Source organism: Variovorax sp. J22P240, assembly GCF_030316855.1.
GTDB lineage: Bacteria > Pseudomonadota > Gammaproteobacteria > Burkholderiales > Burkholderiaceae_C > Variovorax.
The window spans coordinates 1,429,656-1,454,639 of record NZ_JASZYR010000001.1 but is presented as its reverse complement, the minus strand read 5'-3'; the positions used below and the strand labels follow the sequence as shown (position 1 = coordinate 1,454,639).

Below are 24,984 nucleotides of genomic sequence, written 5' to 3'. Positions count from 1 at the left end.
GGCCAAATCCGAAATCAACTCTGACATTACGTGCCCACGTTCTTGTACATGGGTACGTAGCCTCACACTTCGTCGCGCTCGAAGGAAGGGCGTGGTTTATTGCGCGCTTACGGTGCAGATTGTGAGGATCACCGTCACTATCGACGACGAGCTTTTCAATAAGGCAGTGAAGATGGCCGACCCCAGCATGGGCCGGACGGAACTCTTCCGCGAAGTCTTCAAGTCGTTTATCCAAGTGCAAGCCGCCAAGCGGCTCATCGCGCTGGGTGGTTCCGCGCGAGACACGAAACCCGTGCGCCGGCGCCGCGACGAACCCGATCGTTGAGCGCAGCGCAGTATCTAAACGCGATCAAGCCGCAGGCCTCGATGTCGGCAGCCAGATGCCATGTCTTGGCACGGCCGAATGGTCATCAAGTTGACCATGTGGTCTCCGGAAGCCCGTGAGGCGCGTTGGTCAAGAGCATCCGGTTCAGGAACGGTCCGTCAGCCCGAAGCGCGACGTTGATGCTCTCCCTCAGCGGACCGCCGCGACGGAAGCGTCGGGCTCGGCGCATTAGATTCGGCGGACCGTGAGCTCGGCCTGCGTCAGGGTGGACCCGACACGATGCTCGCCGCGCTGCTGAATTCGCAACCGATGGGCTTCTATGCACCGGCGCAGCTGGTACGTGACGCTCGCGAGCACGGTGTGGTGGTCCGTCCGGCCGACGTCACCATCAGCCAGTGGGACTCGACGCTGGAGGAGCCGGCGCAGGCTGCGGCATCGCCACGCTGGGACACCACCTACGCACATCCTTTGCGCGCGGTGCGCCTGGGCCTGTCGCGCATCCACGGCTTGCGCGAGGAGGCAACGCAGCGGATCGTCGCCGCGCGGGCCGAAGGGCTCTTTGCGAGCGTTGAGGATCTCGCCATGCGCGCCCAGCTCGATGCGCACGATCTCAAGTGCCTCTCAGGCGCCGATGCGTTGCTCGGCCTGACTGGACGCCGGCCCGATGCCGTGTGGGCGGCCAAGGGCGTTGATACGCGGCCGACGAAGATGCTGCGGGAGGCGCGGACCTACGAGGAGCCGATCGCGTTCGCGGCGTCGGGGGAAGGATCTGAGATCGCTGACGACTACGACACCCTGGGCCTGAGTCTGCGCAGGCATCCGCTCGCTCTGATCCGGCCGACTCTTGCCGAGTGGGGAATCATGACCTCGGAAGAGCTTCGCTCGCGCGCGAGCGATCGACAGAAGGTGCGTGCCAGCGGGATCGTGACGCACCGCCAGCGGCCGGGCACCGCGAACGGCGTCATCTTCGTCACGCTCGAGGACGAGACCGGCACGGTGAACATCATCGTCTGGCCACAGGTTGCCGAGGCGCAGCGCAGCGTACTGCTTGGGGCGAAGCTGCTCAGTGTCGAGGGGACATGGCAGAGCGAAAAAGGCGTTCAGTCATTGGTGACTATGAAGCTCGTGGATCACACGGCGCTGCTGGGCAAGCTGCGTACAGGGAGCAGAGACTTTCGATAAGGCCTCGCGCCGCGAAAGGGACAGTGGGCGCGGCTGGACCGCACTGGCCGGAAGGTCTTGTTCGAGGTCAAAGCTCGAACGCGTACTTCAGACTGGCCGCAGTCCTTCGATCCAACCAAACTCCAGGACCACTTCGCGCTGGCTAGCGGAAGAAGGCCAAGAAGTTCGGTCGGTCCCCCGCAGACTGGGTGCAGCCCTCGCGTCGGGCAGTCATGAAATCGCAGAAGGGGCTAAGTGCCTAGTTGCCAATCCCGTAAAACCCTGCTACCTTAAATGCGGATCCGGCTCAGATTCGGGCTATCGACCAGAATCTGGAGAGCGGGGCTTTCCTGGGACCAGCTAGCTCAATGGAAGAGTGCACCAGCAACCCTGGTGAGAAGCGAGTTCGATCCTCGTCTGGCCATCCCCCCCAATGCTCGGCCACGGGGGTATTAATACATGGCTCAAGGGCGGATGTTCGTCATCGTTCAATACCCGTTCGCCGATCTTCGCGGGTTTCTTGCGCAACCAACGGGGCGTGTCGCGCGACCCGCCTGGCCTGTCGCGCAGATTGGCAGCGATTTCATCCGCTCATCTGGAAAGGTGCGCCCCCGCCATCGAGGTGGGGTGGCAGACTGGGCTGGGGAGGAGCTCTATGGTGATGTGTCGTCCGCGCTGAAGTTCTCTGATCGCCTTCAGCAAACTGTCTCCCTAGTTGGCGAGACGGCCTATAGACCGACCTGCACCTTTCGGCGCTTTCATTCCGATGGAACTATTGCGCGCGTTGAAGTCGGGCTAGCGATGAAATGCGGTGAGCCCGGCCGACAGGAGTCATTCCCCGTCCTGCCAGTGCTCAAATACTTTGCTGAACTTAAGCTGTCGGTGGGACGGAGTTCAGGATCTCGGAAGTCCGTCGATCTGGTGAACGCGGGAAGCGCGCTGGCAGAGCATTTTCTTTATGCGTCAACGAACCACAAGGAAATTCCAGATTCCGAGGTAATGCGTTGGTGGTTCACCGCAGCTCGCCCCTCGATTATCGTAGAGCGGGAAATGCCCATGGAATTTCCAAGGCATACCCGCCAAGTCATTCAACCAGACGAGCTCCAAAGCCCGATCAATGTCTTCCATGCATGGATTGATTTCGGAAGACAAAGATGCAGTACCTGGTTCATCATCAACCAAGGGGCACCGAAGGAAACAGCCCGCAGGCTCCGAATTCACCTGTGTCGACTCCATGCTGAACGCGAGGGCCTGAAAAGCATCCTCAGTGCGCTTTACGCAGGAAGGCTGAGTGTGGAACGGGGATCAGCCAGCTCCGATGCCCTTCAGCAGTACCTGCGGGACACCCTGCACCTTGTGCAAAGGCCGAATCGCCTGGGCCAGAAACAACATGAGCTGCTCGACGCGGCGCGCGACGCTTTCGGAAGCACCTTTGAAGGAGAAAACGTCTCTCTGTCTTCGATGAGAAAGCAGGTCGCAGATCGGATCCAGAACTACATCGACAGGAACCGCCAGATCGCAACGGTGATCAACAACATTGGAGGGGACTTCATGCAAACGACCATTCAAATGGGCAATGTGAATGTGACGGGCGACTTCAACGTCGTGACGGCACAGAACATCCAAAACAGCTTCAACAAGGTGGCAGGAGCCGAAGTCAATCCCAAGCTGAAGGAGGAGCTTCAAAGCCTAGCGGTTCAGGTTGCCAACCTTGCTAAGCAGCTGCCTCCGGATAAGGCCGAAGAGGCATCGGACGCTCTCGCGACGCTGTCCAAAGAGGCGGTCAAAAAGGAGCCTCGCAAGGAATGGCTTGATGTGTCTGCCAAAGGGTTGATGGAAGCTGCCAAAGCCGTGGCGGAATTGGCAGCGCCAATCACCATAGCAGTCAAGGCGGTGCTGGCCATCCTCGCACCCTAATGCTTTTCACGTGGCGGTTAGTCACTTCCGACCAGTTTGCCACGTCGCTGACGCCTGTGGAAAATCTGCTTAGAACGCCACTGAGCTAGGCCGGCACTTCACCATTGACAATGGTTCGGAACATCTCGCGCCTGTAGCCATCGTAGTGGTTGAACGCCCTGCGAATGCAGATGCGTTGTCCCACAGACGAACTTGCCGGCGTTCAGTCGCCTCGCGGCCAACCAGACGCCAATGCCATCGTGCACGAGGACCTTCATGCGATTGGCGCGACGGTTGGCAAACAGGTAGGCGTGATGTGGACGAGCTTCACCGAAGACCTTCACCACACGGCCCAATGCCGCTTCGGTGCCTGCGCGCATGTCCATCGGCTCGACCGCCAGCCAGACGGCGTCGATGCGGATCACCGCAGCAACTCGCGCAGCCAGGTCCCGCACTCCGTAGCAAGTGCTGCCGGCCAAGTCACAACGACAGTCGTGGGGCCGCGCTTGACCTCCATGCGAATGTCGCTCGGCGGCGCAACTGGTGCGGGCAATTGCAACGCTACGAACGACGGGGGCACGGGCTGCTTGGCGCCTGGCAAAGCCTTGGGGGCGTTGCCTTCTGCCGTCCTGCCCGACGGCACCTCCGCGTCCCGCACCCAACGGCGCAGCAGGTTTGCATTGATGCCCAGTGACATCGCCACTGACGCCATTGAGACGCCGGGCTGCGCGGCCGAAGCGACGGCATTGGCCTTGAACTCGTCGCTGTGCAGCCGGCGCCGCCGCCGATCGCCAGCAGCCGGAGGAGAGATAGTGTGCACGTGTCCACCAAGAGTTAGTGGATACGAGCATCCTTTGCTCCTACCGCGAATTCAAGATGGAATCGCCGGACGTACATGGACGCCCCCTTTGCCAAGCTCTCAATGGTGACGACTCGAAGGTAAAGATTGCACCCGTACATTCGGACTCTGGTTGCAGCTTTGGGCCGCGGTCCCTGATGGGATGTGCTGGTTGACACCTCGATCGCTTACACGCACTTTGTGTGCCTCGTCCGGCGCGGGCTTTGCCAACCACGGTCTGACCTGTCTTGCCATCACTTCATGATCGCCTGAGCAATCGGTGGTCGTTCTCCCTGAGTGTTGATGTCGGTGCGACGTTCTAAACCGGCGCCACCTGGCGCACATAGCCGGCATCGAAGTGGCGATCGTGCGCCAGAAGCGCCCATACGATCCGGGCGTTTTTGTTCGCCAGCGCCACCGCTGCCACATTCTTGTTGCGCCGGTTCACCACTGCGGCGATCCAGCCGCACGACTCAGCCTTCTGGCAGACTCGATAGATCACCGAGCGCGCGCCATGTATCAGCAGCGTTCGAAGGTAGGTGTCACCTCGCTTGCTCATGCCCAGCAGGCTGGCTTTGCCGCCCGAGGAATGCTGCTTCGGCACGAGGCCTAGCCACGCTGCCACCTGGCGACCGCTGTCGAAGTTCTTCGCGTCGCCGATAGACGCGACCAGCGCGCTGGCGGTGATCGGCCCGATCCCCGGAACCTGAGCAAGCCTGCAACTGAGCTCACTGCCGCGGTGCCAAGCCTGGATCTTCGCTTCGAGTTCCTCGACCTGACGATCCAGTTCCTTGAGGTGATCGAGCAGCCGTTGCACCAGCAGCCGAAACGCGCCAGGTAGTTCGTTGGCAGCGTCTTCGATCAGCCCCGGAACACGCGTGGCGATGTAGCCGATGCCCTGCGGGATGATGATGCCGAACTCGCCGAGCAGGCCGCGGATCTGGTTCGCTTGCGCCGTGCGCGCCCTAACGAAGCCTTGGCGTACACGGTGGAGCGCGAGCACCGCTTGCTGCTCGACATTCTTCACCGGCACAAAGCGCATGTTGGGCCGACCCACAGCCTCGCAGATGGCTTCGGCATCTGCGGCATCGTTCTTGTTCGTCTTGACGTACGGCTTGACGAACTGCGGCGCCATCAGCCGCACGGTATGGCCCATCGCCACAAGCTTGCGCGCCCAGTGGTGAGCGCTGCTGCACGCTTCGATGCCAATGACGCACGGCGGCAGATTGACGAAGAACGTGGCCATCTGATCGCGGCGGAGCTGCTTTCTCAGCACGGCCTTGCCATGTTCATCGATCCCGTGCACCTGGAACACGTTCTTTGCCAAGTCGATGCCAATAGTCGTAATCTTCATGGTGGACGCCCCTCTCGGTTCAAGTGGTTGGTGACACTTCCACTTTGGCACTTTGATGCCGTCACGGGTGGGGGCGTCCATCCCATTGCTTACCGCGCAACAACAAGTCGGCGTTGTCCGCCAGACAATGCGCTTCCCTTGGACTGAGGCGCAGTTCCGGCACTGTCGAGCCGCCTTCCGCCGCCTAGGCGCCACAGACGGCGGCGAGACAGAACATGGCCCCCATTGCCGTTCGCAGACATGGCGGCAGGAGCGGGAGCGTCTCGAGGCGCGAGATCGCGCACGAACGGCGCTTCCTGGCGGAGGTCGACCGTCGTCGATGGTGATCGGTGCCACAGGCTGCACCAGCTTGAATGCGATGTTCGCCTGAGCCCACGGCAGGCTCAGCGAGAATCCGCCGCCTCTGACGAACAAGCTGGCGATGTCAGCAGCGCAGCAGCGCTGCGTGTAGTGCCCACGCCGGGCGTCGTTCCGACGACGCGGATAGCGGCCGCACGAACGAGGATCCTGCCCGATGGGCACCGGCGCGTCCCTGCGGCTGCGCCCGCCGTCGGGATTGCGGGCGACCAGCCCGCGAACGCCGCGGCGGCCGCCTTGGGGACCCGCGGGGATCTGGACCGTAACCTGCCTGCGTGTGACGGCGGTCACCGGCAGCGAGAACGAGCCGAGCGCCATCGTCGATCGATCCTCGGCCCGGCGCTGAGTGCGCTCGATTCGGGCTGCTTGCCGGGCAGTTGCCTCCCGCACCTTCTCCTAGCGGACTGCAGGACGCTACTAACGCACGTCACCATCGCCAGTTGCTTGGGGCGTCGAGTGCCACCGATGCTGGCAAAGCAGCGACGCGAATTGGCGGCATCCTGTCAGGGCGCGCTATGTACGCGTGGAGCCACACGCTGGTCGCACCCGGCTGCGACAACTTCATCTTGTCTCGGGCAATCGGCTGCCCCCAACTGGCATCTGAAGTACTGCCAAGCCCGACGAGTCCGCAAGATAGGCTCAGCAGCGAGATGCGCGCCATCCGACCGAGCAGATCATCAACGAACGCGGCGCTGTAGCCCGCAGTATGCGACGCGTGCCGATCTTCGCGACGCAGGACGCTCCAGTAAAGGGGTGGCCAAACACCTTGGCCGTGGCGCTTCCGTCGGGCACACGGCTTCGCTCCACCCGCAGCCATTCGGACGTCGCCTTCCAAATTGCAGCCTAGTCTTATGCGTCGCTGGTCACCCCCAGCGCAGAGGAAAAAGCTGGGATGAAGCACGCCGTCAGACTCGACATTTCTTTTGCAAGGGCGTCTACTAGCGTGCGTGTTTGCGCTTTTCCGCTTTACGTTCGCTGCTTGAAAAGCTAAGAAACTTTGCTGCTTCAACAGGAGGAGTTGAGTTTCCTATCGCTAGCACCAAGCACGGAGAAAAATCATGTTCGACTGGTTGTATGATCTCGCGACTCCGGTCATTGCTCTCTTCGTGGTCAGCACAAGCGTCACCGCAGCCCTCGGAGGGTTTGAGATCGCTCGCCGCACGTTGCTAAAACGGTTTAAGTATCACGACGGCGTCAATGACGCGATTAGCGGCGCCCTCGGCTCGCTCGGCGTCTTCTACGGAATCACAGTAGGACTCATCGCAATAGATGTGTGGCAACGTCACACAGAGGCGCAAGGGCTCGTGGCAAGAGAAGCCGCAGCTGTACAGACGTTGTACCTAATCGTGCGACCCGAAACCAGCATCGGCCTCAGCGTCGTCCCTGACAAGATTGACAATGTGATCGCGCGCAACGACACCGAACTTGCCGACTTGCACAAGTCCGTCGACCGATTGCTCGGCGAATACGTGATGGAAGTTATTTGTATCGCCTGGGAAAGTCAGCGGAAGGGTGCGGATGCGTCTTCTGATTGGCGGAAGTTACGCATAGTCCGCGCTAAGCTTCAAAGCTTCCAGCCTCAAGATGAAGGCCAAAAGGTCCGCTATGCGTCCGCCATGCAGGTTATGAACGACCTTAGCGAAGTGCGCCGACTGCGGAAAGACGCTGTTAACGACCAGCTCACGTGGGTAATGTGGATCATTATCCTGTGCGGCGCGATCATGAGCATGTGCGTCGTCTATATGTTTCAGCTTGAAGACGTAGTTCTGCACCGATGGATTGTCGGCCTACTCTCAGTCTTCCTTAGTTTCATTCTGCTAATGATAATTCTCAACAATCGCCCCTTCTTTGGCTCCGGGAGCCTCGATCCGGATTCCTTCGTCGACATACATTGGATCTTCAGCCAACCAACGTCGCCTGTAGGCAATCAGAAGCGGTTCTATCATGACTCAGAAACATGCCAAGGGTGGCGAGCAAGATGAGCGTCTGCGAGAACCTCATTCGTCAACGGCACCGCTCTCATCGCCAAGGCGCCTGCGCGACTATCCGGGGGGCCTCCCAACTGAACCTCCCTATATGTACTCGACTACGAGCTCCAGGTTTTCTCGTATTCCCCGGACCTGCCAATCGATTTGAACGGTCGTTTCGGTCTCGTCCCTTCCCTTTCACGGTCAATATCTTCGACAGAAGCCTTGATGCTGAAAACCGAAAAGCCCGGCTCGAGGCGATCGTATAGCCATCACGCGCGTCAAGGCTCCTGTTAAACGCTGGCTCTGTTCAATGCCCAGCGACGAGTAGCTTGGACCTCTGATTTGAAACTGGGCGCACCTTCGCCCATACTGCCTAAATCGGTCGCGCAACCGTCAGCAGGCAAGTAGCCGAGGGCAGCGTCCCTCCGACGCAGGAGCGCATTGGGTTTCTCAAGGGGGCAGCATGCCACCAGAGGAGAAAGGGGACACGAGCACGGCCGTGCCCGCTGCGGCGACGCTCGTGCTGTGCCTGGCGGGGGGGCCGCTTCCTGAGGCCGCACTCGGCGAAATCCGGCGCGCGGCCGAGACCTCGGGCTTGCCGTACCGACTCGTCGCATCGGAGTGGCGCGCAGCCCATCGCGAGCCGCCTCGCGGAGCCGGCACGCCGTGGCACGTGCTCGTCACCGCCAAGCCGATGCGCGGTACCGACCTGGCGGAACTCTCCGCGTTCGATGATGTGGTCTCCCTCGCGTCCGACTGCTGGCACGACGATCTCGCGTTCTCACTCGCGTGGGTGGGCCGTGTTTCGCAGCTCGCGCAACGCATACAGGACGAGGGCATCATCGGGATCAGCGAGCCCGTGGTCGAACTGCGCAAGCAGATGGCGCATGCCATCCTCGATCGCGACGCCAGCGTCCTGGTTGTCGGCGAAACCGGCACGGGCAAGCGGGTGGTGGCCGAGGCGCTGCATCACGCCGACGACGCGCGCGCCGGCCACCCGTTCCACTGTCTCGACGCAGGTGCCGTCGTTCCGGGCCTGTTCGGGAGCGAGCTGTTCGGGCACGTTCGCGGCTCCTTCACCGGGGCAACGGAATCGCGGCCGGGAGCGATCCGCACGGCGGGCGAAGGCACGCTGCTGCTCGACGAGGTGGGGGAGCTGCCGACAAGCTTGCAGGCGAGCCTGTTGTCGGTGCTTCAGCAACGGAGTTACCGCGCCGTCGGATCCGATCACGAACACCTGTTGAAGTGCCGGATCGTCAGCGCGACGAATCGCGATCTCCAGCAACGCGTCGCCGCCTGCGAATTCCGCGAGGACCTGAAGCATCGGCTCTCCCAGATCGTCTTGCGTGTGCCGCCATTGCGCGAGCGGCGCGAGGACCTGCCGATGCTCGCCAATGCGCTGATTCGGCGCTACCGAAGCGTCCATCCGCCCCAGTGCGCGGTCGAAGTGCTCGAGTATCTGCAAGGCCTCAGCCTGCGAGGCAACGTGCGCGAGCTCGAGGCGATGCTGCGCTATGCGACGGTTCGCGCTAGTGACGCCCCGACGCTGCGCTTGACGCACCTGCCCCGTCCGCGCGCGATGGAGGCAGCTCCTGAAAGCAACGAGGACGTCGAGCCTCTGGAACAGTCCCTGGCCGTGCTGCGAAAGACGCTGGTGTCCCGTGCGCTGCAGCACGCGGCTCGGGACCTGCCCGCGGCAGATCGCACCGTGCAGATCGCCTGGGCTGCGGAGCGACTGCAAATCAGCGCCCGCTCGGTCTATAACTATCTCAACGGCGAGGCTCGCAGGAGCTGACCGGCATGCAGTGGCGTGCAGCCGGTTTGCACGTCCTTGCACGCCGAAGGGTTCGCGGGCAGATCGGATTACAGCAAGTGCTTGATTTCATTGGTCGCAACGCTCGATGCTGGCGTTGCCGCTCTTGGCATGGCGGTTGCGTTGTACGGCAACGGCGAATCCTCGCCCTGACCAAAGAGGCGCGTATGACACACCCGCAGCTCGAATTGGAAGCCTTGCTAAATGCCGGTGAGCTCGAGTCCGACGAATCGGACATGGAAACCGGAGACGAGGAAGAACTCGCCGCGCTCGGCGAACTCGAAGGCGACGAGAACGTACCGGCCGACGAGAACTTCCAGTCCGGCGAGGCGCTGGACGACGAGGAGGTCTACGGGTACGGCTCGGGGGACGCACTGGCGTACGAGCTGATGACCGTGAGCGACGACGCGGAGATGGAGGAGTTCTTGGGCAAGCTCATGAGCTCGGTGACGCGGAAGTTCAAGAAAATGCGTCGCGCGGTCCTTCCCAGGCTCCTGCCGATCCTGAGAGGGCCGGCGGGCGATCTGCTCAAGAGAGCGATGCCCCTTCTGGGCAGCGCGCTGGGCAGCGCCGTGCCCGGCGCCGGGACTCTCCTGGGCGGAATGGCCGGCCGACGCCTCGGGCAACTGCTTGGGGGCCAGATGGAGGACGCTTCGGACGACGAGGCTAGGGTGGACCTCTCCCGCAAGTTGGTGAGCACGGTCACCGACGCCGTCGACCGGGCCGTGCAGGACCCGAGGTCCGGCGCGGAACCGGTGTCCGCTGCGCGCGACGCGTTCGTCGGAGCCATGCAGGACAACCTGCCGGCCGGCGTGCGCCGCGCACTGGCTCGCAGGAAGCATTCCGGGGCGGAAGCGCAGAGCGGCCGGTGGGTGAGGCGCGGCCGCAAGATCATCGTGCTGGGCCTTTGATTTGTCCAATCTCACGCGCGCATGGATACACGAGCGCATCGTGGACCTCGAATCCCGCCTGGATGCAGTACGCTGGCCGTCCGCCACACTGCCGTGCGTCGGGGCAGGCAGTGCATCGCGGCACGCGCTTGCGGCGCTGGAAGCCGGCGCGCGCGACGTCGTGGCGCGACTGCTGGGCGCTGCGCGCGATCTGCGGACCGCACTGCGCGCGCCGGAAGCACCGCTGGCCATCCTGGAGCGCCGCATCGTGTCCCTGCAATTGCAGGCCGACGCCCTCTTCAAAACGATCGACCTCTACACGGATGCCATCGCCACGCGCGCCGATGCCCGTGTCGCGATGTTGCTGGCGGGGACGGACGTGCTGATCGCCGACGCCCTGAAGCGGCCGGTGCCGGGCTATGCCGCACCCATTGCCGTGTCGTACCTGGACTCGGGCTCACGGGGCGGCGCGATCAATCGCGCGCGCACACGCTTGCCCGGGGGCATCGTCCTGCCGATCGCGCTGGTACGTGTCAGTCCCGAGTCCTTGCCGGCGCGCCTGAGCTCCTCGCTGCACGAAGTGGGCCATCAACTCTCCGCGGACCTGAACCTGCTCGAAGAGGCGCGCGACGTGATCGAAGCAGCCGCCCTGCGGGCCCTGGGGCAGAGGCCCTCGGCCCGCCTGTGGGGCACCTGGGCGCTCGAACTGATGGCCGACTGCTGGAACATCGGGCTCAGCGGGGGAGCCCCCGGAGTCGACGGACTGCAACGCCTCCTGAGCCTTCCGCAGGCATGGCTGTTCCACATCATCAGGAACGATCCGCATCCGCCGGGACACATCCGGAACCGATTCGCTCTGGCCCTGGCCCAATGCTGGCATCCGCACCCCGTGCTGCGCGTGCTCGCGGCGCGCACGCGCGTCGCGCCTCCCGCATCCACCGGTGTCGGCGAGCGGTCCGTGCCCTACCTGGATGGCGCGACGACGGACGTGGCTCGCGCCCTCGCGACCCACCGCTTTGCAGGCTTGCATCGTCGTTCGCTGGCCGATGCCTGCGAGGTCGAAGCGCTGGCGCCGCGGTTCGCGCTCGATCTTCTGCGCAATGCGGACCGGGTGTCGCTCGCGGCGCAGCGGCCCCTGCTGGGCTTGGCGGCTCTGAGCTTCGGCCGGCTCACCGGGGCCATCGAGGTGCGGCGCTTCCATCGCGACGTCGCCGACTGGCTCACCGGCCTGGCTGAAAGGCACTACGCGGGCCCATCTTCCCTGGAGGTAATAGATCATGTCTGATTTCCGTGCTTTCTTACGCGCCGGCATCGCCCAGGCACCCCGGAAGCTCCAGGAGTGGTGGGGCTCGGATCCGGATTCCTTGCCCAAGGCCCGGTCCATCATCGGCACGCGGCCGCTGTCGCAGGTGGACGCCGCCCTGGAGCCGCTGGGGAAGTCGCCCAGGGCGGGCGCATCCAGTTTCGACCGGCGCGCGGCAGCTTCGATCCTCGATCTCCTGCACGAGACCGGCGACCAGTTGAGCGGCTTCGCGCTCGACTACGCCAATGCTGCGTTCTCGAACGCGCCGGCGGCTTCCCTCGCAGCAACAATCAACGAGCGCGCCGATTTCCGCGCGGTGCTGCAGGGGGTGCAGCACGAAACGAGGAAGGCTCGGGGGTCGACGAGCGACCCGGTGCAGGATCTCGTGAAAGCCATCCGCGACATCATCGACGATCCCTCCAAGTCCTCGCTTCCCGAAGCGCAACGCGTGCCTCCCGAGGCGGCGAAGAAGAACGGCTTACTGCGAGCCCTTCACAAGCAGCTGGATTTCTACAGCACCCGAGACGACGTGATTGAGCTGATCGACAAGCTCGCGCACGATACCTACGTGTTCGAGCACATGGTGCGGATCGCGGTGGAGGGGCTGGTCAACAACCTCGGCCCCGCAACTGCAATCGTGCCCAAGACAGCGGACACGGCTGACTGGGACGCACTGGGCACGCTGCTGCGCGAATCCGTCACGCGAGCTCGGTCCACCGGTGCCGATCCGCTCCTTCAGTTCGGCTCGTTGATCTACGTGTACTGGCTTGACGAGGCGGGCTTGTTCTGGGCGGCCGAGCGGCTGACGGACCGGCTGCAGAACGGCGTCGTGCCGACGACTGCGCCTCTGGCCGGCGTGCGGGTGTCGCAGCTGTCTCTTGCCAGCCGCGCGATGGCGCAGTTCGCCCGGATCTGGCGGCAAGGGCAACTGGCACCTGTAGGCGAGCGCGCGGCGCAATACGCCGCCCTGTACGGGTACTCGCTGCACATCGCCGGCCGAGCGGCCCCGATGCTCAATGTGGACGTCATGAAGGATTTCCCGAATGCGTTCAACCAGGCCCTGCGGGGCGCCCTGCGCTTCTACAAGGAAACTCGCAACCTGATGATCGTCGCGGACGTCACGGCAGCGCGCCAGGCCTTTGAGGGACTGGCGCGGGTACTCGATCAGGGCAACGAGAACCTGCGGATGGTCAAGCCAATGGAGTTCCGCGTGCAGGCCGAGTACGTCAAGCTGTTGCTGGGCGGCTCCACGACGCTTCCGTTCCTGACCTTGTACGACGAATGGCGGGCGGCGCTGACCCCGCGACCCGGGGTGGCGGATTCGATGCAGCCCTGGCAGGTGATCCTCGATGCGGTGTCGGATCGCTACCGCCTGCGTTCCGTCTCGAGCGCGGAGTATCACACGCTCGCGGAGAACGGCGAGGCGATCCTGGTGGCCACTCGGCTCCTGCAACTCACTCCCGGCGGGCTGGCGGCGGTGGGCGACAACGCCCTCAAGGCGTTCCTTCTCCTGCTTGAGGATGCCATCCAGAAATATGCCGGCTCGCTCGGGGCGGTCACCGGCCTCGACCTGCGCAGTGACAACGTCAGCGCGGCCGAACTCGCCGCGCCGCCTTCGAAGCTGCTGGCCGGCCGCTATGCGCCGCCGGCGGTTTCGCCGCTGCGCGATGAATGGCCACGCCCTTTGGTGACTGCCAAGAGCTGAAGAGAACCTGGGCCGGAGGACAGCACATGAACGCGCAGCTGCACGAACGGGCTTCGGGCGGGCAAGGCTTTGCTCCGGGCGCCATCGAGGTCCCGGGCGGTGGCCGCATCACGAACAAGAGGGACCCATCCCCACATGAACTCGTCCATCTCACCGGCTACGGCAAGCGGAAAGTGCCGCTGCATCGCGCCGCTGCAGCGGCATTGCAGGCGATGATCGCGGCAGCGCGCGCGGCCGGCATCGCCGCCCCGCTGCTGCAGCCCATTTCCGGCTACCGGTCTACTGCGCGCCAGCGTGGCCTGTTCGCCGCTGCCGTCAGGCGCTACGGCAGCGAGCAGGCAGCGCGCAAATGGGTCGCGAAGCCCGGCGGCAGCGCGCACCACAGTGGCCGGGCCGTCGATGTGTACCTGGGTCATCGAATCTCCAGCGGCAATGCGATGAACATGCGCAAGACGCCGGCGTGGCGCTGGTTGCGCCAGAACGCGGTGCGCTTCGGCTTTTATCCGTACGAGGCCGAACCATGGCACTGGGAATACAACCCGCCGGCGATCAGCATCGCTTCCGCCGAAATGGAGGAAGCGCCTGCACGCGCGCCGGCGGCGGGAGTATCGCGGCTGCTCCCTCTCTCCTGGGGAGCGCGTTGGCCTTCGAGCGCCGGCCTTTATGTGCCGAGGGCGGCGAAGGACGCCAACGCGCTGGACCTCGTGGTTTACTTCCACGGCCATATCATTTCCGCGTGTAGGACGGATCCAGCGTCTTTCCTGAAAGACGGGATGGCCTATTACTGGGGCACGCCGTACTTCCGCTGCCTGCGTAACGAGGTGGAGAAGAGCGGTCGTGCGCTCGTCCTCGTCGCGCCCACGCTGGCGCCGATTTTCGGTCGGCGGGACAGCGGCAACGCCGTGATGGGCAACTTCCAAGACGCAGGCCAGCTGGATCGGCTGGTCGATGCGGCGATGGACGACCTGCGGAACAGCGGCGCCATCATCCGAAGCGCGCGTGTGGCGCGCATCGTGCTGGCCGGCCACTCGGCTGGCGGAAAGCCGATGCAAGCGATCCTTGGCGCCTCCAATCGCGTCGGCTCGCTGGTTCAGCAATGCTGGGGCTTCGAGTGCCTGTATTTCGGCACCGCCGGGTGGCGCAAGTGGCTGCTCGAGGACGCGACGCGCCGCTTCATACATTTCCGCCGTGACGCCACCATGCAGTCGGCCGCGCACGCTCTCTCCTACATGCGCAACTTCGCCGATCGGCGGGGTGGCAAGAGCCATTGCCGGATTGTCGAACAGTTCTGGGGGGAGGCCGTGCGCGGTCTGGACCGCAGCGCGCCGCGCGCAGGCGGCGCGGAGCAAGAAGCGTTCTTCCCGCAGTGGCCTGACCTGGCCAAGCTCAAAGGGTTGATGGACGGCACAGAGTATGTCCCGATGACCGGGGCTCCAGCGTCCAAGGCCGGCATGCAGAGCAAGGTGGAGGTGCTCGGCTACAAGGACCACGACGCGACGTTCGCACCCGGAACGTTGCTGCACCGACGAGTAAGCGAAGTGGCAAGGGCCACCGGCATGGATCCCGGCTTCTTGGCGGCGAACCTCGTGGCCGAGAGTGGACGATCCACCTGGTCGAAAACGTCCGGTGTTGTGGCCTCGGAGGTGCTTGGACTGGACGACTGGTTCGATCCCGCCACGGCAAGATACATCAAGGCGGCAATCGCCGCGGCGCCGGCTCTCGGCTTTCGATACTCCGACATCCGCGCGACGGGGGAGTCATGGGACACCTCGACCGAGAAGGCCGGTGGCGCCAGCAAGCCCAGAGGCGTACTCGATGCGACCAAGGCAGTGGCCGCTCTGGCCATGTACATGAAAGGGCAGGAACTGATGATGCAGCGGATCATCGAGAACAACAGGAAGGAGCACCCATACCTGTTGAACAGCATCTACGACCTGCCTCCGGAGAAGCGTTTCACGCTGCAGCGATACATGTTCAACGCCGGCATCGGCAGCGCCTTCAAGTTCTTCAAGGAACTGAGTCGTGGCGCCGACATCCCGCGAGCCGGCGGCATCACGCGGGACCCGAAGAATCCCCGACGTACGGCTGTCCTGCACATGGCGCGCGCCATTCACCTGGGCCAGGCAGTCTTCGGCAAACCGCCACTCGCCTACCGGGCGCTGGCGGACCCGTAGCGGTACGGGAATGCGCGCCACGGTGTGAGGCACTATCGAGATCTGCCAACCTCGAAATATCACACAGACCGACTGGTAATCCACGAACCGCCTCGATTGCATATTGTTCAAGAAGCGTAATCGCCTCGTGGGTGCGGATTCAACCGGTCGATGCAACACACTGAAAACTGCCGTAGGCAGAAGGATGTTGCAGATGAAGTATCGAACGCGGACCTACTACACGGACAGCCAGAAGGCCCTGATGTGGGAGCGCTGGAAAGCAGGCGACAGCCTTCAACAGATAGCCCAGCTGTTCGATCGATCGCATTCGTCGGTCGAAGGGATTCTGTCCCGAACAGGCGGAATACCACCGCCAAAGCGGTGCCGGCCCCCTTGGCACTTTCCTTGGCCGAGCGCGAGGAGATCTCACGTGCCGTCGTGGCCGGCTTCTCAATTCGAGCGATCGCCAGCATCCTCGGGCGAGCGCCATCGACTGTTAGTCGGGAGATCAAGCGCAACGGTGGTCGCGAGGGCTACCGGGCTGCTCAGGCCGACCAGGCGGCGTGGGACCGCGGCCACCGTCCCAAGAGATGCAAACTGGCAAGGAACAGAGTCTTGGCGCGCATCGTGGCTGCCAAGCTCCAATCGCTGTGGGCGCCCGAGCAGATCGCGGGGTGGCTCAGGCATAGTTATCCTGGCGACGAGGAGTTCCAGGTGTCACACGAGACCATCTATCGCAGCCTCTTCATCCAAGCTCGAGGCGCATTGAAGAAGGAACTGCTGCAGCACTTGCGGCGCACTCGGGTCATGCGCCGTTCGCGCCGGAAGAATTCTCGACACGGTGTCCATCAGCGAGCGCCCGGCCACGGTGGAAGATCGGGCAGTGCCAGGTCATTGGGAAGGCGACCTGCTGTTCGGAGGCACGAGCAGTCAGATTGCCACCCTGGTCGAGCGTCAAACACGCTACGTGATGCTGGTGAAACTCGGGGGCACCGACACCGCGACCGTCGTCAATGCGCTGATCAAGAACGCTCGCAAGCTGCCGCAGGAACTGTACAAGTCGCTGACCTGGGATCGAGGCAAGGAGATGGCGGCTCACAAGCGCTTCACGCTGGCGACCGACATCCAGGTCTACTTCTGCGACCCGCACAATCCTTGGCAGCGCGGTACCAACGAGAACACGAACGGCTTGCTCAGGCAGTACTTCCCTAAAGGGATCGATCTCTCGAGCCATTCACAGGCCAAGCTGAATGCCGTTGCAAGACAATTGAACGAGCGACCGAGGAAGACCCTCAACTTCCGCACACCGGCTGAGATGTTCAGCCAAATCGTTGCATCGACCGGTTGAATCCGCAAGTGCGATGCTGCCGTTCGCCGCTGCGTTTCAAGCTCACCATTCTGGCCAGAACCTGTCTTCGGCCATCGTGCTACAAAGCGGAGGGTCGCGACCCGTTCCGGCCGTTGGTGCCGCGCGAGAGCAGCCTCTAAAGCGGCGCGATTCGTCACGGCGTTAGGCAGGCAAATTGGGGAACGTTATGAGTGCCGGCAGTCAGCCTTTCTTCACACTCGCCGTATCAGGCTCTGTTCGCCGTTGCGGCATTTGTCCTCTTGGCCGCATTGCCCGTAGCGGTTTGTGCGCAATCGGAGCTCACGACTGCAAAACTGATCTCACAGGTCCAAGAACTCTACTCCGCGGGGCGCTATCAGGAGGCGATCCCGTTTGCGCAACGACTCCTCACGATTCAAGAGAAGGCGCTAGGCGCCGAGCATCCGGACACGGTGAAGAGCCTCAACAATCTCGCCGTGCTCTATCAGAAAACAGGCGACTTATCGCGCGCGGAGTGGCTCTTCAGTCGCGTGCTCGCGATTCGCGAGAAGACGCTCGGCCCTAACCATCCGGGTATCGCAGCCGTGCGTGCGAATCTCGCGAGCGTTTACTACGCGACAGGCGACGACTACGCGCGTGCAGAGCCGCTCTTGCAGCGCTCGCTCGCGATTCAGAGAAGGCGTTAGGCCCCGAGCATCCGGACACGGCGGCGGCCCTCAACAATCTCGCTGCACTCTATATGGTAAAGGGCGCCTACGCGCGTGCGGAGAAGTACTTGGAGCGCTCGCTCGCGATCTCCGAGAAGACTCTCGGCCCCGGGCGTGCGGATGCCGCAACATTGAATCTCGCAAGCGTTTACTACACGACAGGCGAATACGCTAAAGCGGCGCAGCTTTATGAGAGAGCTTGCAAATCACGTAAGGGTGCTAGGAGAAGTACATCCGGATACTCCAAAGGTACAGCCACACGCTTCAGGTTATCTGTGATGCGTTGGAGGGGCGTGAGCGGCTCCTTCTTGGCCTTTGGAATTGCATCGACTTTGGGAGCGGGAGGTTGCGTGACCATTTCAATTCCTTTAATTTCTCCCTAAAAACCGCTTAACGAGTATTGTAATATTAATCTAGATGGGTTTGCGCGTGTTAAGCGTTACATGCCTTGGCATCACAAGTTCAATCTAACCTACTTCGCGAGTACTGGAAGCAGAATCGCGCCTAAAACCAAATCGCAAACGCGCCAAAGCGATCTCGAGAACCCGTCTCCGCCGAGGACGTGATGGCCGGCGCGGTCGACGAGACTGTAATCAGTAAGGCGGGCGGACTGTGGTTACGTTCGGCCCTGCTGGCCGGTGCAGCACGTTATTTTATGCTCGTGCCCAAGCGGTATGCAGCGACGACGGTCTCGTGGGCAATGACCTGCTGACCCACTTGGGCTGGTCTGGCTGGGTCCCATCGCCAACCGCCGACACGGCTAAGTGCGTCAAAACATTGCATATCAAGCCGCCTGACGCTCCCCTTTACCCTTTGTCACAGCGCTACGCCCAAAAACATTCAAATATCTGGCGTCAGTCCGGACAAAACTAAGAAGGAGAACATGGATGATGAAAGCCTCCACGCTTTTCAATAGTCTTTGTCTGTTCACAGCGATATGGTGTATACAAGCGCATTCCGTGACTGTACAGACTCCTCAGGAGCAACAGTCTGAACGTGACGCAAGCATAAGACGAATTCGTATATACCCCTCAAAAGCCATCGTTGAACAGAATTCAAGCATTATTTTCTCGGCAGTAGGTTTGGATAGAAGTGGCCGGCACGTCGGTGGAGCGACGGTGATTTGGACTGCGCGCGACTCCTCTAACAAATTAACCCCAATTGGACCGGAAGGTCGTTTCACGCCGCGAAATCCGGGCGTTTTCCGAGTGACGGCAACCGATCGACGAGGCAAGCATCAGACTGTGGCCGTCACGGTAAAGGCACTTCAAACAGCCGGGATGGCGTTAAGCCCGCTAGCCCCAAACAACCAGCGTACCGCCGGTGAATCGGCGCCTCCTGCGCGCGCGCGCAATGAAGATTCTGGGACCGGTTGGGACGAAAGCAACATCGGCTCAGCATTTGGTCCAAAAAACCATCGTGGCAGAAGTCTTTCTTATTCCGCCTTTGTCGGGGTGCCCCGCGCCGTTTGGGAGGCAGCGGAGAATCTCGGCAGTGGCAATTTTACGCTTCCGATTCCAATTTTAGATCTTCGGGGACGTGGAATAGATGTCAATCTCACTCTTACGTATAACGCGCATATTTGGAATGTAGGCGACGTGGGCTTGATATATGATCCCGATTTTGGGTGGCCGGCCCCAGGCTGGTCTCTAGGGTTTGGCAAACTCGTCAGGATCGCAGAAGGGGCTACAACCAAATTGTATTTGTTGACCGATTCTGATGGGACCCGCCATATGTGCGGCGTCATCGGAACCGTGGAGAGGCCCGATGGTTCAAGAGTTCATCAAGTGCGTTGCGACGATGGTACGTTAATTAGTGGGACGGTCACAATTCCCAACCGCAACTGGGGAATTACTGATGCCCAGCTTAAATACCCCAACGGCACGGTGGTCGTCTATACCGCCTCCGGAAATCAGGGCTACGATAATGGAATTTACCCGACGCAAATTACTGATGTCAACGGCAATTATATCACCGTCGCCTATCGGGAAAACAAAGGTCCGAACATTGAAATTATAACGGACACGCTTGGGCGCAATACTAGTTTCACGTACGACGCAACAGACCATTTAACCGCAATAACGGGGCCGGACGGAAATAATCTCATTCGGATGCATTACAGAGACGTAAGGCTCTGGTGGAGTAACAGGCTATCCAGCGTAGTGAGCATAATTGACGCTCTCTACTACCCCGGCACGTCGACAGGATACTGGTTCGCAGACAAAGACTCTTATTCGGACGAGGGCGTCCTGCGTAAAGTGAGTCAGAGGCGCGGCATGACTTTCACTGGACCATCCAATGAGCAGGGGACGGTAGGCCCAGGTCTCGCGACACGTGAGGTTGTATACGGTTCCACACCGGGAAACATCGAGCTCGGCTTCAGAGAACCGGCGGAAACGTTTAGCTATAGAAGCATGAGCGAATGGTGGGAGGGCGGCGAGAACAGTTCGGCGGCGGTGACTCATTTTTCGGTCGGTCCTTGCGATCCTACTTTGCCAAACGATCCGTTAAATGAGATGTGTACGAAAACCACTTCTCCAGACAACTCCAAGATTCTTGCAATATCAAAAGAGGGACAAGTTATAAGCCTTACGAACTACGATGACCATGATTTGACAGTCGGAGTAACCAAATTTGCCTGGGAGCCGAGCATTGACGGGCCGCGTTTGAAACGTAGAGATTTGTTTGATGAAAAAAACCAAAAGAGGACCGTCGAGTATGGCTTCGGCGAGAAACACAATCAAATCACCGACGTCATTGAGTATGATTTTCTCGACTCAAACATAAGCGTACTTCGCCGAACCCACATTGATTACGAGTCTGATCCTCTTTACGAAAAGAATCACGTATTCAACCTCACTAAATCAGTGGAAAAGTATGACGGCAAAGCCAGCCCCACCCTGGTGTCGCGCGCAGAATATACATACGACAAGCAGTCTTTGGGACCAACGCCGGGAATTATCCAACACAGTGACAGGTATAACCCGGAAGCTAGAGTGTGGATTCCCGAAGTTTGCCATAGGGTATGCGATCCGACACGCCACCCACCTTGTCAAGATGAATGTGAGGCTGCCCACTGGGAAGGTCCATTTGATCCGGCCACAGATTACCGGGGCAATGTTACTCAAATCACCCGCTACGCCGATGCCGTTCATCGCGCTGGCGGGCTGACTCAGACCTTCCGATACGACATCGCTGGTAACCTTGTCGCAATTGTGGGGAGCAGTTGTTGCGATGAGATAAGTTACGCGTACGATCGCGCGACGCAATACGCCTTTCCGATAACCACTATTCGTGGAGGAAAAGATTTAGCTTCCGACAGGGTGACGACTTCCGCGACCTACTACTACTACACGAGCCTACCGCGTTCGATGACGGACGAAAACGGCGCACGCGTCAATCTCGACTATTCAGCGACAAGCTCGAGAATCGAGCACATGTATCAAAAGATGCCGGGATCGATTACTAATTTCGATGCCGAAATCCGTTATGAATATGACGATGCTGCGATGAGCATCACCGAAACGCGAGTTAGCGCTTCCGGAGCCGTCGGCTCTGCGGTGAGAACGCGTTTTAACGGACTAGGCATGGCGCGGGAGATCGGAATTAGGTCTGATAGCAGCGACGCCGAGAAATGGAACATCCAGACGTTTTCGTACGATTCAATTAAGCGGCCGTGGAAGCAAAGCAGGCCCTTCGCTTCCGATTTATCTCGACCGCGTGTCATGTTTGTTAGTGCACGCAATCCCTCGCTCGCTGTCAATGCGTGGGATGGCGCTCAGCCACACGGGTTGCTACAACTTCATGACCGGTGTGCGCCGGACAATCCCGATTGCACCTGGACCTACGACGTCAACCGAATGTTGGTTAGCACTCGAGACCCAGGTCTCGCGATCAACGCATACAACGGCGCACATAATCATGGAGAGATAAGGCTGGTCGATAACTGCACGCCAACCAATCCGGACTGCACTTGGACATATGAGAATGGAATGTTGCTGAGCGACCGCAACCGGCGCTTGGCGATTAAAGCGGCCGGCGGCGCACGCTACGGCGCTGCATTAATTTTAGCTGACGACTGTACCGCCGGGAATCCAGATTGTGGTTGGAGCGCTACAGAACAAGTGGTTGCAATCAGTGAGAAATCTTACGATACGCTTGGCCGCTTAGTTTCCCTAAAGACGCCCGACGGGAACAATGCAGTATTTAACCTTTACAACGAGAAGACTGAGCGCCCCAGCTCTGCGTCTTCCGAGCTTGGTCAAACGGTCCGTAGCATGGACACGTGGGGCAGGGAGCGCTGGATGCGCTATGACGCGTTAGGACGCGTCGCAGAGGTCGTCGAGCCCGTCGGCAGCGGAAACGGCTCGGTTTTCGAAGCTGGGAATATCGCTACTCGATATAGCTTTAATGCTTTCGATCAATTGGTAGAGGTGAAGCGCGGCAATCAAGCGACGCGCTTCTCGTACGATTCGCTGGGACGCACAATTGGTCAACGCCTACCGGAAAAAAATGCTACATTGAATGGGGCGGGAAAGTACGTCGGTGCCGGCGGAGTTTTTAGTGACTTTTTTATTTACGACGAACGCGGTAATCCTAGGGCTCGTACGGACGCCCGTGGCGTAAAAACAGTTTGGGATTATGGAAGCGATCCACTAAACAGGCTTCGCTCTGTGGCGTATGACATCGGAGATGCTGCCAACGCTTCGACCATTGCGCCAACGGCGCCTGTGACGTTCAGTTATATGGCTAGCGATGACAAGACTCGGCTTTGGAAAGCAGGATCTGGGAGTTACAGCATTGAGTACGGCTATGATAACCAAGGGCTCATCGGATACACGAAGTCTCTCTTTTCTGGATTCGAAAACTATCCCCTCATCGTTGAAACTGTCAATGATCCCCTTGGCCGGGTTCAGGCCGTCATCCACCCTGATCCTTATGCTGTCGGCCGAATGAAGCTGGCTATTGGGACAGAATATGACATTGCAAGCCGCACTCGCGCCTTGAAGATATTTCGTCTAGGCATTTTGACTCCCATCGTTGAGGCCTCTGCTATCTCGTATAATGCCGAGTCGCAAATGACTCGACTAAACGTTAATCCGGGAGTCAGCGGATTTGTTGAAAGCTACGAATTTTCGCTTCTAAACGGCTTATTGAGTCGTCAGCGAGTCCTGAGTGCAAGCGGGGCCTCGCCTCTGGATATTTCATATGGATATGTTCACCGCAACAAGCCCGGGGTAACGGGACGACTTGTGGACCTTGTTAACAATCTAAATAGTTCTGTCAACCGACAATATGAATATGACGCGTTAGGTCGGCTGGCAAAGGTAACCTTAGCGTCTGGCACTCAGGAATATGCATATGACTCAAACGGGAATCGGACGCGCTCAAAGGCGTTTGATATTTGTGTGCCGCTTCCGTGCAACGGGCCGGAGCGTCCGGAAAATCAAGATGGCCTCGATGGAATTACTTACGACGCAGGCACCAATCGTATAATCACCGCTGGATTTGCATACGACGACGAAGGCAATCTGGTCCGTTCACTTCGTCGAGATGGTGCCTTTCAGCGCTATATTTACGATGCCGCGGGTCGCTTGGTTGAAATAACAGACGACGGCGGTTCCGCTATCGAAAAGTTTACTTATGGAATTGGCAGGCAAAGAGTGGCGGCATCTTTTCGTCTATCTTCCGCAAGTGCGTGGCAATCCAAGGTTTATGTTTGGGACAATGGACATGTTATCGCTGAATATGAACCTGACGCCAGCACTGCGACAATGAAGTGGCAAAAGAGCTACCTCTATTTGGGGGAACGCCTGCTTGCAACTTCTTCGCCCGTCTTGTCGCGCTGGGAAAAGATTACTTACCATCAGCCGGACAGGCTTCTGGGTACGCGGCTCGTAACAGATGGCGCTGGAAATGTTGTTGAGGATCAAAATCCGTACTCGTATGGTACGGAGCCGGTTTTGAGCTCAGACAACACACGAAGGTTTGCTAGCTACGACAGGGGCCTTGGCAGCGGGCTTGATTATGCGGTGAATAGATTTTACAGCTCGCAGCAAGGTAGATTTATCCAAGTTGATCCGCTTGCAAAGGGAGCGTACCGTTTCGCAGATCCTCAAAGCCTAAACCTGTACGCGTATGTGCGGAACGATCCCATTAACGCTTCCGATCCTAACGGGCTGCTGTGTTACGAAGTTCAGAAGTCGAATTTTGAAGCCCATGTTAAAGACCCGGATACTGGCGCGGATCTTGGGCCGGGAGGTGGAACTTGGGTAGAGAGAGTTTGTTACCCTGACGCTTCTGGGCCTGCTGACCCTACGGGTGGCCCTAGTGGTCCTGGGGGTGGGGGAGGTGGTGGTGGAGGTGATGTGCCCGGCGGGCCGCAAGCTCAGCCATTTCCGGTAGCTGCCGTCCCGCCGGCGACACAGGTTTGCTCAACCGAAGCTTTTGAAAGCATTGGCTCGAACAATTTAGCTCCATGGGTCAGCGGAGGTTTGATTCCAGAAGGGGGGCAAACTATTACAGCAACTGATTCGGAAAAGATAGCTGCAGGCTTTGAGCGTGTTGCTCAATACGAAAGACTAAAGCGAAAATACCCGGGCTATAGCGCTGAGGATCGCTTAATTGTTAACAGTGCTTTGTCTGTAAATTTCTTTTTTAGATATTTGAACCAATTTAGTGGCGCATTTAGCCGGTCGGCCAATGTATATAGCTCGACCACGGGCTATGTCAGTTTTGATAGTGCTCCTTTTGGTTACATTTCGCTAACTCCGGTAAGGCCGCCCGGCGCGCCTAGGTGTCCCGAGTTCTTTTACAAAAAGTAGCATGGGCCTGGAATTCGGCGGCCACCGACCATTGCTTCTGAGAGGCATCGATCGCCGCACTGGATAACCTGCATTGGCGGCGTTTGAAGAGGGAATTGGACATACGATGCGGGTGCCGTTGAAGCTTGAGCCACTGCGCCGTTTCAATATTGAGCCATGGCTAGTCGGCTTCCAAGACAACGGTCGGGCAGCAGGCCACTCTCACCGCTTGCTCCTGTCAGACGCTAAAGCGGTCGCGTTGCCCGTCAACAATTTCGCTCAACGCCGAAGCGAAGGTCTTGGCAGATACGTTGAAGACGAGCAGGGTTGTCATCAACATATCGAGCAGTCAACTCGGACGAAATCACCATCGGCCATTCAT

The 24,984-nt window shown here is 60.2% G+C and carries 14 protein-coding genes, 1 tRNA gene and 2 pseudogenes; 14 read left to right on the top strand and 3 right to left on the bottom strand.

Translation table 11 applies throughout. The features are described 5' to 3' along the window. The 4 genes from QTI24_RS31470 to QTI24_RS06925 all read left to right on the top strand — a co-directional run. On the top strand, nucleotides 1-325 hold a 325-nt coding region (locus QTI24_RS31470; protein WP_353506081.1), incomplete at its 5' end, for a hypothetical protein. Nucleotides 326-604: 279 nt separating this feature from the next. Further along, complete coding sequence (locus QTI24_RS06935; RefSeq protein ID WP_286599214.1) at nucleotides 605-1,507, top strand: helix-hairpin-helix domain-containing protein; 903 nt, start codon at nucleotides 605-607, stop codon at nucleotides 1,505-1,507. 332 nt (nucleotides 1,508-1,839) lie between these two features. Further along, nucleotides 1,840-1,910 (top strand) — tRNA-Leu (locus QTI24_RS06930). Nucleotides 1,911-1,960: 50 nt separating this feature from the next. Further along, nucleotides 1,961-3,403, top strand: coding sequence for a hypothetical protein (locus QTI24_RS06925; RefSeq protein WP_286599213.1), 1,443 nt, complete (start codon nucleotides 1,961-1,963; stop codon nucleotides 3,401-3,403). A 98-nt stretch (nucleotides 3,404-3,501) separates the two neighbouring features. Here QTI24_RS06925 and tnpB read toward each other — a convergent pair whose 3' ends face one another. From tnpB to QTI24_RS06910, 3 genes are all read right to left on the bottom strand, one after another. Continuing rightward, complete coding sequence (tnpB, locus tag QTI24_RS06920) at nucleotides 3,502-3,807, bottom strand: IS66 family insertion sequence element accessory protein TnpB (RefSeq protein ID WP_286599212.1); 306 nt, start codon at nucleotides 3,805-3,807, stop codon at nucleotides 3,502-3,504. Next, nucleotides 3,804-4,202 carry a transposase gene (locus QTI24_RS06915; protein WP_286599211.1) on the bottom strand — a complete coding sequence of 133 codons (399 nt, stop codon included), beginning with the start codon at nucleotides 4,200-4,202 and terminating at the stop codon, nucleotides 3,804-3,806. Before QTI24_RS06915 ends, tnpB begins: the two co-directional genes overlap by 4 nt. 337 nt (nucleotides 4,203-4,539) lie before the next feature. Next, nucleotides 4,540-5,574, bottom strand: coding sequence for an IS110 family RNA-guided transposase (locus QTI24_RS06910; protein WP_286599304.1), 1,035 nt, complete (start codon nucleotides 5,572-5,574; stop codon nucleotides 4,540-4,542). A gap of 1,415 nt (nucleotides 5,575-6,989) precedes the next feature. On the opposite strand from QTI24_RS06910, the gene QTI24_RS06905 reads away from it, so the two are divergent. The 10 genes and pseudogenes from QTI24_RS06905 to QTI24_RS06865 all read left to right on the top strand — a co-directional run bounded on the left by QTI24_RS06905 (nucleotide 6,990) and on the right by QTI24_RS06865 (nucleotide 24,623). Beyond that, nucleotides 6,990-7,913, top strand: coding sequence for a bestrophin-like domain (locus tag QTI24_RS06905; protein WP_286599210.1), 924 nt, complete (start codon nucleotides 6,990-6,992; stop codon nucleotides 7,911-7,913). 487 nt (nucleotides 7,914-8,400) lie between these two features. After that, nucleotides 8,401-9,696, top strand: a complete 1,296-nt coding sequence (locus QTI24_RS06900) for a sigma 54-interacting transcriptional regulator (protein ID WP_286599209.1) — start codon at nucleotides 8,401-8,403, stop codon at nucleotides 9,694-9,696. Nucleotides 9,697-9,881: 185 nt separating this feature from the next. Then, nucleotides 9,882-10,625, top strand: coding sequence for a hypothetical protein (locus QTI24_RS06895; protein ID WP_286599208.1), 744 nt, complete (start codon nucleotides 9,882-9,884; stop codon nucleotides 10,623-10,625). Nucleotides 10,626-10,665: 40 nt separating this feature from the next. Beyond that, entirely contained in the window at nucleotides 10,666-11,889 is a 1,224-nt protein-coding gene (locus tag QTI24_RS06890) for a hypothetical protein (protein WP_286599207.1), read from the top strand. Between the two features lie 79 nt (nucleotides 11,890-11,968). Further along, entirely contained in the window at nucleotides 11,969-13,612 is a 1,644-nt protein-coding gene (locus QTI24_RS06885; RefSeq protein ID WP_286599206.1) for a hypothetical protein, read from the top strand. Continuing rightward, nucleotides 13,579-15,786 carry a M15 family metallopeptidase gene (locus tag QTI24_RS06880; protein WP_353506080.1) on the top strand — a complete coding sequence of 736 codons (2,208 nt, stop codon included), beginning with the start codon at nucleotides 13,579-13,581 and terminating at the stop codon, nucleotides 15,784-15,786. Before QTI24_RS06885 ends, QTI24_RS06880 begins: the two co-directional genes overlap by 34 nt. A gap of 193 nt (nucleotides 15,787-15,979) precedes the next feature. Continuing rightward, nucleotides 15,980-17,113 (top strand): annotated as a pseudogene (locus tag QTI24_RS06875) (IS30 family transposase). A gap of 191 nt (nucleotides 17,114-17,304) precedes the next feature. Continuing rightward, nucleotides 17,305-17,778 carry a tetratricopeptide repeat protein gene (locus QTI24_RS06870; protein ID WP_286599202.1) on the top strand — a complete coding sequence of 158 codons (474 nt, stop codon included), beginning with the start codon at nucleotides 17,305-17,307 and terminating at the stop codon, nucleotides 17,776-17,778. Further along, nucleotides 17,760-18,182: pseudogene (locus QTI24_RS31465) on the top strand (tetratricopeptide repeat protein); the annotation flags it as partial. The gene QTI24_RS06870 and the pseudogene QTI24_RS31465, both read left to right, overlap by 19 nt. Before the next feature lie 504 nt (nucleotides 18,183-18,686). Further along, nucleotides 18,687-24,623: an RHS repeat domain-containing protein gene (locus QTI24_RS06865; RefSeq protein ID WP_286599201.1), complete on the top strand. Its 5,937-nt coding sequence runs from the start codon at nucleotides 18,687-18,689 to the stop codon at nucleotides 24,621-24,623. Nucleotides 24,624-24,984 lie beyond the last annotated feature (361 nt).